The organism is Lachnotalea sp. AF33-28, assembly GCF_003477885.1.
Taxonomy (GTDB): domain Bacteria; phylum Bacillota; class Clostridia; order Lachnospirales; family Lachnospiraceae; genus AF33-28.
The window spans coordinates 1-10800 of record NZ_QUEE01000028.1 but is presented as its reverse complement, the minus strand read 5'-3'; the positions used below and the strand labels follow the sequence as shown (position 1 = coordinate 10800).

Below are 10800 nucleotides of genomic sequence, written 5' to 3'. Positions count from 1 at the left end.
TTTGCTTATGTGTGATAAAGAAGCAATAGAAGTGCAAAAAATTTTGCCGTTCCTATCCGACACTTGGCCATTGTGTCGGATAGGTCGGGCGGTTATTCGGGCAAGTCAATCTTGCCGACAAAGCTGTAATAAATCTCAATGTCCTGCCTGCGGGTGCCGTTCTCATCATAGCTGCACTCATGCACCACAATTTTCTCGATCATTTCCCGCAAGAGAGTGGGGGTCAGTTCTTCAAAGGCAAGGTGCTTGCGGACAATGCCCATAAATTTCTCGGCGTTGACGGTAGCTGCCTGTGACTTGTCCAGTTCGGCTTGCAGGGCGGCGGCTCTCTTTTTCAGCTCCGCTTGCTCGGCTTCGTAGTCAGCCGACAGTTCCATGAAACGCTCATCGCTGATTTTGCCGTTTACATTGTCCTCATACAGCCGCTTGATAATGCGGCTGATTTCAGAAATGCGTTCCTGCGCCTGTTCAAGCTGCTTGATGGCTGCGGCGGTCTTTCGCTTGCCGCCGATCTCGTTCTGCTGGACAAGTAGTTTCACAAACCGGCTCTCATGCTTGGCTGCGTATTCGGTCACTTGCCGGAGATTTGCCAGGACACCAGCGGTCAACAGATCGGTGCGGATAAAGTGCGCCGTACAGTCGCGGGTGCGCTTCTTGTAGCTGCCGCAGATGTAACAGTCCTGCTTGCGGGTTTTGTTCTGATACCGCTGCTGGTACATCACATGGCCGCAGTCGGCGCAGAACAGCATACCGGAGAACAGCCCCACTTCATCATAGCGGTTCGGGCGTTTGCGCTGCTTGCGTAACTCCTGCACGCGCTCCCATGTTTCCCGGTCTATGATAGGCTCATGGTGGTTCTCAAAAATGGCCTGCTTCTCCACGGGGTTCTCTACACTGTGCTTGACCTTGTAAGAGGGCTTCTCCGTCTTGAAGTTTACCAGACAGCCGGTGTACTCCCGGTTTTCGAGGATATGAACGACGGTGTTCGTCGCCCATTTGCACTCATAGCCGGGGTGGTAGCGGCGGGTGCTGCCTGTCCTGCGGTATTCCAGCGTCCCCGGCGTGGGGATTTGCTGCTCCGTAAGCATACGGGCAATCTTGGTCGGGCCATTCCCGGCAAGGCAAAGCTGGTATATCTGCTGGACAACCGGCGCGGTTTCCTCGTCAACGAGATAGTTCTCGTCCTCGTCCATGAGATAGCCATATACCGGCTTGCTGGTAACAGGCTTTCCACTCATGCCTTTTGCTCGTTTTACTGCTTTGATTTTCTTGCTCGTATCTCTCACCAGCCATTCGTTGAACAGATTTCGCAGAGGGGTAAAATCGTTGTCCATGCCGCCGTTTGCGCTGTCCACATTGTCGTTGACAGCGATAAAACGCACTCCCTTTTGAGGGAACAGCATTTCCGTGTAAAATCCCACCTGCAAGTAGTTTCGCCCTAACCGGCTCATGTCCTTGACGATGACCGTACCCACTTTCCCGGCTTCAATGTCTGCAAGCATGGCTTGAAAACCGGGGCGCTGGAAGTTCGCGCCGGAAAAGCCGTCGTCGGTGTACCAGCGCAGATTGGTAAAGCCGTTCTGCTTGGCGTAGGTTTCCAAAATCCTTTTCTGGTTCGATATGGAATTGCTTTCGCCTTGCAACTCGTCCTCATGGGACAATCTCGGATAAAGGGCGGTAATGAGGTTTTGGGTGGCTTGTCTTAACATAAAATCCTCCGTTTCCGACAGCCAGCCCCACTATTCCGTGGTTTCATTGTACCACGGAATAGGGAGGGCTGTATAGCGGCAAAAGTGTAAAATCTGCTTCTTTATGATTTGTTAAATTGCCGATTTTTGTGTAGCAGCGGCTTCCGCTTCCAGTACCCGCGCCATTTTGTCGGCGGCGGTGGTCGTGGTGTCTTTCTTGAAATAGCCGGACACGACAAGGACGGAATTGCCCATGCGGATTTCCGTCACGCAGTCGGGGCGGCGGGTGGTGCGGGTGTCGTGCTGCTGTCTATCTGCCATAGGCAATACTCCTTTCAGTCGGTAATCAGTTTCTTCATGCTCTCCATTTTCCGCTGCGCGGTTTCCTGCCGGAAGTTGTCGCCGGTAAAGCGTACCGGGACGCACATGGAAAGCAGGCGGTCATAAATCCGGGAATGGGCGGTGTCCTCCGGGTTCCGCAGGTCGTCCAGCGTGAGGTTGGTCGTGACGATCAGCGGCTTGCCGCTGCGGTAGCGGCTGTCAATCACATTGAAAACCTGTTCCAATCCGTACTCGGTGCCGCGCTCCATGCCGAAGTCGTCAAGGATAAGCAGCGGATAGCGGCAAAGGCGGGAAATGTATTCGTTCCTGCCCTCGAAGCTGGCGGCAAGGTCATTGAGGATAAGGGCAAAGTTCGTCATGTGGACGGGGATTTCTTTCTCCATGAGGGCGTTTGCGATACAGCCCGCAAGGTAGCTTTTCCCGGTTCCAACGCCGCCCCAGAACAGGCAGCCGATATTGTCGGTTCGCATATCCTCCCAATGCTCCACATACCGGCGGGCAATCCCGGCCTGCGGGTTCCTGCCGTTGTCGTTCTCAAAAGTCCAGTCCCGCATGGTGGGGTCGGTAAAGCCCCGGCGTTTCAGTTCCTCCACGGTGTCAAAGTGCCTGCGCCGCTTCTCGGCGGCCTCCCGTTCCTCGCGGGCGGCTCTCTGGCAGTCGCACTCTGCCGGGTGGCGGTCACGGCCAAAGATAGCGGCCTTATCCGGCGCAAAATAGGCTTCTTTCGGCTTGCGGCACTTGCCGCAGTACAGTAAACCGTCCTCGCCGGTGTAGTCCTCCGGCTCCGGGGTGGCAGCGGTCATATTCTCCAAAACAGCGTTGATTTCGTTCTTCATAAACTCTCGCCCTCCTTGCATGAGTAGTCTGGTATGCCCTTTTTCGGGGCTTCCTTTTTGTCGTTCCCCGCCCATATCCGCAGGGCGGCGGCATAGTTCTGGTAGCTTTTCCCGTTGGCGGCAAGGTAGCGGCTCATTTCCTCAATGAACCGTTCCAGCCTGTCGGGGTACTCTGCCTGCAACTCGTCGTATTCGGTCTGCGACAGAAAAATATTCTGGTATCGGCCATAGGGCGCGGGCGGCTCCCCACTCACTCCCTTTGTTTGGCTCTCTGTAAGGTTGTTTATAGTAGTTTGGTTAGGGGACGGTTTTCCGACCATCATAAGGTCGGTTTTCTGACCATCAGTAGGACGGTTTTCCGGCTCTATGAGGGTCGGATTTCCGGCCATCAGTTGGTCGGAAAACTGTACCTGTGGCACTCGCGGCACTTTGACATAAAGCCGGTTCGGTGCGGAGAAGCCGCCCCGTTCCCGTTCCAGCAGCCCCGCCATGTCCAGTTCATTAAGCGCCCCCTTTATGGTGGTACTGCCCTTATCCAGTATTTCGGCTATCTCCGCGATGGGATAGATAATATATATCCTGCCCTCGTCGTCCTGCCACTTGTTCTTCTGGGAGAGTGTGGAACGGTCTAACAGCAGCGAATACAGCAGCTTGGCGGTCTGGGAAATCTCCATTTTCAGCAGGAAACGGGGGTAGGGCAGATAGATAGGCAGCGGCGTGTCTGCCATGATATAATCAGCGATAGTATCACCTCCCTGTGTTTCGGGTTGATTTTGGCGTTTTGTCACGCCTTAGAACGGCGTTTCCGGGGGAAAAGGATAAATGTATCGCGTACCCTTTGACACCCACGAAAAAAGCCTTGATTTATGCGGGTTTGAAAGGCTCTAAAGCGTGACATTTCTGCCTTTGTTTCCGCTTTCTCTCGGCGGCTTTGAGCTTCTTCATGCGTCCGGCGCAGCCGGGGCAGTATTTCCCCCGGTTGGATTTGGGGACAAATGCCGCGCCGCAGACCGCACACCGTTTTCGGCTCCCCCGGTACAAGAGGGCTGCGGCCAGTTCCCCGTCAAGGGGCAGGACAGCCACACGGAACCAGCGGCACATGAGGGAAAAGGAAATGCTCTGGACGCACACGCAAGGCTCCCCGTCGTCTAACAGCAGGCAATTCCCCTCATCGTAGTTACAGCACTCATGTACCAGCCGCCGCGCCCGCCGGTGCTGGCGGTAGTCCATTCTCGGTAACTTATCGCTCATGGCTCTGCTCCTTTCTGCGGTGGGGTTCCTCCCGGCGCAAAATCTGGTCGATGTTCCGCTTGACGGTCTGCAACTCCTTGAACCGCTGTTTCTGTTCGTGATAGGTGTTATACAGGCCGTCTTTCTCGGAGATAAGCTGCTCAATCTCGGACTGCAACGCTTTCCGGGCGGGCAGCTTGGTAATGCCATGCGCCTTGAAATACCGGGCGGCTGCTTCGGCTATGATAAAATCGCTCTCGTTTGCCTGCCGGTATGCGGCGCGGGCTTTCTCGGATTTCTGCGCTTTCAGCCCGTCGCGGGCGGGCTTGGTCTTGGCATAGGCAAGTACCTGTTGCTGCAACTCCTTTTTCCCTTGTAGCTTCGTTTCCAGCGTTTTCAGCTTGCTGCTGGTCTGGCGCATTTCCTGATAGGCGGTGTCAACGGCGGCTTCTAACTGCTCCGGGGAAGTAAAGCCGTATTGCTGGTAGACGGACAGCGTTTTGGCGGCCTGCTTCAGATTGTGTATCTTCGCCCAGCGTTCATAGCCCCGGCCTTTGCCCTCGGCCATTTTCTGCTCAATGTCCACAAGCCGCTGCACTCCGTCCTGTTTCGGGGCGGCTATCTCGGCTCTGGCAACCTGCAAGCGGTCTTTTATGGTGCGTGGGGGATCGGGGGATCTGGCTGGCGCTTCGGCTGCTCTGGCGGCGTTTTGCTCTAAAACGGCAAAGACAGCGGCGCGGTCAAAATCGTCGCCCAGCTTCCGGGCGGTAATTGGCTTTGTCCTGTCCGGCGTGAGGTAGGAAAGCCGCCCCCGGCTCTCCTTGACGGTCACACCCTCCTGCAGCAACAGAGAGGAAAACTCGTCAAAGCTGGCGGCGGTGGCAAGGGCTTTCCGTAGGGTCTGCCGCAGCTTCTCCTTGTTCGTTTCAAACTTGGTCTGCCGGGGCGTGATACTATCGGCAATCATGGGGGCGTTCTGCTTGTCCAGCGCGGCCTGTCCCTTTTTCTGCGCCCAATACTCCCGGTCGGTGACGCGGTTCTTGCTGCCGTTCAAGAGGTCGATTTGATAAAGCCCCTCCCGGTGGCACATCTCCATGACTTCGGATTTGAAGTAGCGCAGGGCAGCGTCGGTACATCGGTGCTTGCAGCCGACTTTCGTATCGGCCGGCCTGTCCATGTAGGGCAGGAACGGCACTTCCTCAATCCGCAGGCTGTTTATGACGATATGCACATGAATGTTGCCGCTGTGGTTATGCCCGTCCGGGTGGGTGCAGACAAGGGCCTGGTGGCCGGGAAAATGCTCTTTACAGAATTGTTCCCCCAACGCCTGCGCCCGGTCTACGGTCAGGCCGTTGTCCGGCCCGTCCCGCGGGTCAAAGCTGATGATGTAGTGGTGGCTTTTCACATCTTCCCGCCGCTGGTTTTTCTGATAGCGGAGATTGGCCCGCATACACGCAACGGCAAAATCCTCCCCGTCGCAGTTCAGCGTGGACAGCCGGTAGTCCTCGCGGGGGATAAGCCTGCCGGTTTCATCAAGGACGGGCTTCATGGTAAACTCGTCATGCTCAAAGAGAAGATATTGCTCGGCGGCTCCGTAGTCGGCGTTTTTAGAGTTGATATGCTTGAGTGTTGCCAACCGCGTCACCTACTTTCTTGAGGACTTCATACTTGAGGACGGCAAGGTCGGATATGGCGGCGCGTACCTCGCCGGAAAGGGTGTTGTAGGGTACGCCGTATTCGTTCAGATACCGGGCAATCTGATTGAGGTTGCCGCCGATCCTGCCGTACTCGGCTGTCAGCTTCCCGACAGCGGAAAGCAACTCGTCATTGACCGACGACACATGGACAACCGGGCGTATGGTCGCCCGCCGTATCGCCTGCCGGAGAAATTCGGACTGGCTGATACCATAGGGCGCAAGCCGCGCTGTGAAGTCGGCATACTCATCTTCGGACAGCCGGGTTTTCACAACGCGGCTGCGGTGGGGCGTGTTGTATTTCTTTCGCATGGTGTGACCTCCTTTCTCGCCCGTAAGGGCGCATGAGCAGGGTTTGGGGAAGGCACTCCCCAACAAGTTTCCCGCGAGGGGCAAAACTGCAGAATTGCGGATTTTGGCACCGTGGTAGAAACTTGCTCTCCGTGACTGCAAACTTTCTCTCACTTCCGTCCGCCACTTTTTTGGAAAACTGCAACCACAAAAGTTTGTTTCTCTTTTTCTGCTACTACTAATCCTGTAAAGGGCATTCCTGCCCGCTTTCGCTAAAATGACACCGGACGCAGTGGTTTCTACCCGGTGTTGGAGAAATCCTTTCTCTTTGCCCTCTACTACGGGTAAATGCTCCAAATGCCAAACACCAGGGCAGAAAAATTCCCTCCTCGCTTACTACTACAACCGGCAGGGGGCAAAATGGCCGGGAGCGGAGCCGGACAACAAAAAAAGCAGTAAATCTTTTTCAAGACTTACTGCTTTCGCTGGCCGCGTCGGTGGCGGCTGGTATTCAGTTTTTATGACTTGTCCGGTGGTTCGTCAAGCCGGAACTTGAATTGACAGTCAATTAACCGCTGCTTTACATAGTCCTCCACCTCGGCGTTGACCTGCCCGTTCACTTTTGAGAAATAGCGGATATATCCGGCGTAGTGGAGCAGGACAGCGTTCACGGCTTCTGGGTCGCCCTCACGGGCTTTGAGGATTGTTTCATAGGGGAGAAGTCTACTCATACCGGCTCACCCCCATTTCTTCGCGTAGCCGCTGCAAGGCAAGCTGGATATGCCGCCCCGCTGTGCTGCGTGACCGGCCAATACACGCGCCGATCACGCGCTGCGGCTGGCGCAGAAAGTAATAGCGCAGGATTTCTTCCCGCGTCTGCTCCGGCAAAACAGAGATCGCGTCGGCAAGGGCGGCGTTGCAGAGCAGGACGGTCTGACCGCAGACGGTAAATGGGTATTCCTCGTCCGGCTCCGACGCGGCAAACTGGACAAACTTCTCGTTCATCAGATAGTCAAGGGAAACTTGCCGTTCCCATTGCCGTTTAAGCTTCAAAATCTTGTCCAAGGCGGCACAGCGGATAACAGTCTTGCAAAAGGCGTTGTACCTGCGCTGGATATATTCTTGATAGGCTATCTGGTCGGTCATGGAAATTCCCCTTTCTGAATAATAGTGCGGGGCGGTGGCACTTCTTGCTGTCGCCCCTTGATTGCCTACCAGCAAAGGCGGGCGGGGCTGTCAACGGCTGCGCATATGCGCCGTTCATCTTGACCGTTGACTGGCTCGGCTGGGTTTGCTATTTACCCGACAAACTTGAATTTATTTTAAGCTATCACGTTTTACCTTCTTAAGCCTTACTATCATTACCATAGGAATTTCTTTGTTGGTTTTAAAACATTCTTCATAAAATCCATCAATGACAAATCCAGCTCTAAAACAAAGGTTAAAAATATCTTGTATGGAACGATGATAATAAATCTGCTCTTTCGGTTGCCCTTCAATCGCTATATCATAGTAACTGTGCGGTGTCATATATTTTTCAGTCAACGTGACAAAACAAGGGTGTTGCGTTGCAAAGACAAAAATTCCGCTTTCCTGCAACAGTTCATAAACAGCCATAAGAAGTGGTTCAATATCCGTAATATCCATAATTGCCATATTAGAAACTGCTTTCGTAAAGGCTCGATTTCTTTTTAATTCTAATATACTTTTTCTATCGGTCGCATCCGCCACACAAAATTCAATTTGTTTTGCATATTGTGATTGCCGTCTTTTAGCCAATTCTATCATTTTTTTGCTGTAATCAAAAGCGACAACCGAAGCGCCTCTTTGTGCAAGATACGAAGAATAATTTCCATTGCCACACGCAATATCCAAAATGTAATCCGCAGGATTAGGAGATAGAAGTTCCGTTACTTTGGGACGCACTACCTCTCTGTGAAATTCATTAGATTCGTCACCCATTGCATTATCCCAAAATTGTGCGTTCTCCTCCCAGATTTTTTTACTTTCCTCTGTTCCCATGTTCTCTCCCACTCCCCAAATTTGCTTTTTTGCTTCCATTAAATCTTCCTTACTATATTCCATTGTTACCCTCCATAACTTCTGATTGTTGCCGTCTTGACGATTATGTATCTTTACATTACCTTCTGAAACATATGGCGCACCTTGTCCAGGCGGCTGTTTGGACGGCGGGGCTGGATGACCGGCTGACCGACAGCGGCCTGATATCCTTTCAGCTCTGTAAGGCATACGCTCCGCCCGTTGGTGTAAAAGGCCAGATCAGTACGGTATGCCTGTATACAGCGGGCGGGAATCTCGCCAGTAAAGACAACTTCATCCTTTTTTACCTGGGCCGTTTCGATGGTGGCACAGTATTTCGGTGCATCATGATAAGCCCTGGAAAGGTATTCCTGGGGCGCATAGAGGATGAAGGAGAGATAAGGTTCCAGCAGCTGCGTCCCCGATTCCTTCAATGCCTGTTCCAATACAATCGGGGCCAATGAGCGGAAGTCCGCCGGCGTGCTGACCGGACTGTAATAAAGCCCGTATTCAAAGCAAATCTTACAGTCCGTTACGTTCCAGCCGAACAAGCCCTGCTCCAGCCCGTAACGGATACCATCCCTGACAGCGTTTTGAAAACTCTGGTTCAAGTATCCCAGCGAAACCCGGCTCTCGTATTGTACACCGGAGCCAAGCGAGAGTGGTGTAACAGACAGTCCTATGGATGCCCAAAACGGGTTGGGCGGCACCTCGATATGGATGGTGTGGCTGGCTGCTTTGAGCGGCCGCTCCATATAAATGACGGAGGGTTCCTTTACCACTGTTTCAAGCTTGTATTTTTCCGACAGCAAAGCGGAAACAACCTCCAACTGCACCCGGCCCAAAAAAGAAAGAATGATCTCATGGGTGATGGAATCCACTTCGCAACGCAAAAGCGGGTCAGTATCCGCAAGTTGCGTAAGAGCGTCCAGCAGCCGTTCTCTTTGCGCTGCCGTTTTCGGCGCAATCGTCGTCCGCAGCATGGGGAGGGGGTCCTCGCGCCACCTTTTACGAGGGAGCCGGGTTTGGTCCCCTAATACATCGTTTAACCTCACGCTGTCGCTGGGAAGGATAACAATTTCACCCTGATAAGCGGTGTCTGTCCGAACAATTTCCCCTTTGGATGGAATACGCATCTCTGTGATTTTCAGCTTTTCTCTCCCGGCCAGGGCCACCGTATCCCGCAGGCGCAGCGTTCCGCTGTATAACCGTAGATAGACACGCCGCTGGCCGCAATCGGTGTACTCAACCTTGAAAACGCTGCCGCATAGGGCGGCGCCCCCCTGTTCCCCAATCGGTTGGAACAGCCCTGTCACCGCATCCATCAACGGTTGAATGCCAAGGCCATTTTTGGCGCTGCCATGATAGACTGGGAACAGGGAGGCGTCTTGAACCCGCTGCTGTTCCTCCCGCGCAAGTTTTTCCCGGCTGATTGGTTCTCCTGCGATATACTTTTCCAATAATTCATCGTTATTTTCGATGACCGCATCCCATGCTTCTATGTCGGTATTTTCCTCCAGGACTATTTCCGGGGACAGCGACACCGTCTGCTTGATGATAATATCGGCGGAGAGCTTATCCCGAACAGACTGAACCACGCTCTGCAAATCAACGCCAGCCTGGTCGATCTTGTTGATAAAGATAACGGTGGGAATGTTCATTTTCCGCAGGGCATGGAACAGAATACGGGTCTGGGCCTGCACGCCATCTTTAGCGGAGATCACCAAGATGGCCCCATCTAAAACAGCCAAAGAGCGGTACACCTCCGCCAAAAAATCCATGTGGCCGGGCGTATCCACAATGTTAACTTTACATCTGTGCCACTGGAAGGAAGTGACTGCCGCTTGAATGGTAATCCCACGCTGCCGCTCCAAAAACATGGTGTCCGTCCTCGTTGTCCCTTTTTCGACGCTCCCCGGTTCTGAAATGGCTCCGCTGGCATATAGCAGGCTCTCCGTCAAGGTCGTCTTTCCAGCGTCTACATGGGCAAGAATTCCAATATTGATTATTTTCATGTGATTGTCCTCCCTTTACAGCCCCAAAGGGCATAAAAATCCCCAGCAGTAAAATACTTTTACCACTGGGGATTATAAGTTGCGGACATACACATATACAGCATACACCTGTTTGTGATTGCTGTTTTTGGGGATATGTCAAAATTGATAAGGCAAAAGTATTCTTAAATTGGGTACAAAAAACTAAGCCCCTACAAAAGGAGCTATCATAATCCTTTGTTCCCACTATTTGATTATAGTTTTATTTAAGAATACCTTGCCGCATATTTTTTACTCCTTTTCTGGATTAAATCATTATCATTGTATCACATCAGTTTTAGGAAAGCAAGTACCTAAAAGAAATTTTTCTTCCCCTTATATGTAACAATCATACCGGCTTCCTAGCGTTCAGAATGTTTTCTGCTGTCTGCTGTGGTGTTTGGTTGGAATTGTCCAACCAAAAGCCGATCCGTGGTGTTGTCTGCATTTTACTAAATACAAATTCAATGTATACAGAAAGATATAAGGAGTGGGAGGGATTCCGCCGTAGTTGGCATTGTAGGAAAATCCAAAAGTTTAGATTTTCCCACAATGCTTATCTTTTGGTCTTTGGTTCGGAATAGTGTAGTGCTGGCGGTCTATCTCTTGTTTTCGGTTGCTTGCTTCCTTACCGTACATGAGCATT

The 10800-nt window shown here is 52.6% G+C and carries 11 protein-coding genes; all 11 read right to left on the bottom strand.

All coding sequences use genetic code 11. The annotated features are described in order from the left end of the window. Positions 1-92 precede the first annotated feature (92 nt). Positions 93-1709, bottom strand: coding sequence for a recombinase family protein (locus DWZ56_RS22375; protein WP_118558838.1), 1617 nt, complete (start codon positions 1707-1709; stop codon positions 93-95). Between the two features lie 111 nt (positions 1710-1820). After that, complete coding sequence (locus DWZ56_RS22370) at positions 1821-2009, bottom strand: transposon-encoded TnpW family protein (protein ID WP_009259633.1); 189 nt, start codon at positions 2007-2009, stop codon at positions 1821-1823. Positions 2010-2023: 14 nt separating this feature from the next. After that, the gene (locus DWZ56_RS22365; protein WP_118558837.1) at positions 2024-2866 is read right to left on the bottom strand and encodes an ATP-binding protein; all 843 of its coding nucleotides are present in this window, start codon (positions 2864-2866) and stop codon (positions 2024-2026) included. Next, on the bottom strand, positions 2863-3597 hold the full coding sequence (locus DWZ56_RS22360) for a replication initiator protein A (RefSeq protein ID WP_334294791.1): 735 nt from the start codon (positions 3595-3597) through the stop codon (positions 2863-2865). The genes DWZ56_RS22365 and DWZ56_RS22360 overlap by 4 nt, the downstream gene beginning before the upstream one ends. A 133-nt stretch (positions 3598-3730) precedes the next feature. Next, on the bottom strand, positions 3731-4117 hold the full coding sequence (locus tag DWZ56_RS22355; RefSeq protein WP_118558836.1) for a cysteine-rich VLP domain-containing protein: 387 nt from the start codon (positions 4115-4117) through the stop codon (positions 3731-3733). Beyond that, a complete protein-coding gene (locus DWZ56_RS22350) occupies positions 4107-5732 on the bottom strand; it encodes a relaxase/mobilization nuclease domain-containing protein (protein WP_118558835.1) in 1626 nt (541 codons plus the stop codon). The genes DWZ56_RS22355 and DWZ56_RS22350 overlap by 11 nt, the downstream gene beginning before the upstream one ends. Beyond that, positions 5704-6102 (bottom strand): plasmid mobilization protein, encoded by a 399-nt coding sequence (locus tag DWZ56_RS22345; RefSeq protein ID WP_002596229.1) that lies wholly within the window; start codon positions 6100-6102, stop codon positions 5704-5706. The genes DWZ56_RS22350 and DWZ56_RS22345 overlap by 29 nt, the downstream gene beginning before the upstream one ends. Positions 6103-6599: 497 nt before the next feature. Beyond that, positions 6600-6812: a helix-turn-helix domain-containing protein gene (locus DWZ56_RS22335; protein ID WP_002586615.1), complete on the bottom strand. Its 213-nt coding sequence runs from the start codon at positions 6810-6812 to the stop codon at positions 6600-6602. Beyond that, on the bottom strand, positions 6805-7227 hold the full coding sequence (locus tag DWZ56_RS22330) for a sigma-70 family RNA polymerase sigma factor (protein WP_002586616.1): 423 nt from the start codon (positions 7225-7227) through the stop codon (positions 6805-6807). The genes DWZ56_RS22335 and DWZ56_RS22330 overlap by 8 nt, the downstream gene beginning before the upstream one ends. A 171-nt stretch (positions 7228-7398) precedes the next feature. After that, positions 7399-8166 (bottom strand): class I SAM-dependent methyltransferase, encoded by a 768-nt coding sequence (locus tag DWZ56_RS22320; protein WP_002586626.1) that lies wholly within the window; start codon positions 8164-8166, stop codon positions 7399-7401. Between the two features lie 50 nt (positions 8167-8216). Next, on the bottom strand, positions 8217-10136 hold the full coding sequence (gene tet(W), locus DWZ56_RS22315; protein WP_002586627.1) for a tetracycline resistance ribosomal protection protein Tet(W): 1920 nt from the start codon (positions 10134-10136) through the stop codon (positions 8217-8219). Positions 10137-10800: the final 664 nt, after the last annotated feature.

What these genes read in the sequence shown, in the direction of transcription:
- DWZ56_RS22335 (WP_002586615.1), bottom strand. Translation starts at nt 6,812, where the DNA reads ATGAGTAGACTTCTCCCCTATGAAACAATCCTCAAAGCCCGTGAGGGC.
- DWZ56_RS22370 (WP_009259633.1), bottom strand. Translation starts at nt 2,009, where the DNA reads ATGGCAGATAGACAGCAGCACGACACCCGCACCACCCGCCGCCCCGAC.
- DWZ56_RS22375 (WP_118558838.1), bottom strand. Translation starts at nt 1,709, where the DNA reads ATGTTAAGACAAGCCACCCAAAACCTCATTACCGCCCTTTATCCGAGA.
- DWZ56_RS22345 (WP_002596229.1), bottom strand. Translation starts at nt 6,102, where the DNA reads ATGCGAAAGAAATACAACACGCCCCACCGCAGCCGCGTTGTGAAAACC.
- DWZ56_RS22365 (WP_118558837.1), bottom strand. Translation starts at nt 2,866, where the DNA reads ATGAAGAACGAAATCAACGCTGTTTTGGAGAATATGACCGCTGCCACC.
- DWZ56_RS22355 (WP_118558836.1), bottom strand. Translation starts at nt 4,117, where the DNA reads ATGAGCGATAAGTTACCGAGAATGGACTACCGCCAGCACCGGCGGGCG.
- DWZ56_RS22330 (WP_002586616.1), bottom strand. Translation starts at nt 7,227, where the DNA reads ATGACCGACCAGATAGCCTATCAAGAATATATCCAGCGCAGGTACAAC.
- DWZ56_RS22320 (WP_002586626.1), bottom strand. Translation starts at nt 8,166, where the DNA reads ATGGAATATAGTAAGGAAGATTTAATGGAAGCAAAAAAGCAAATTTGG.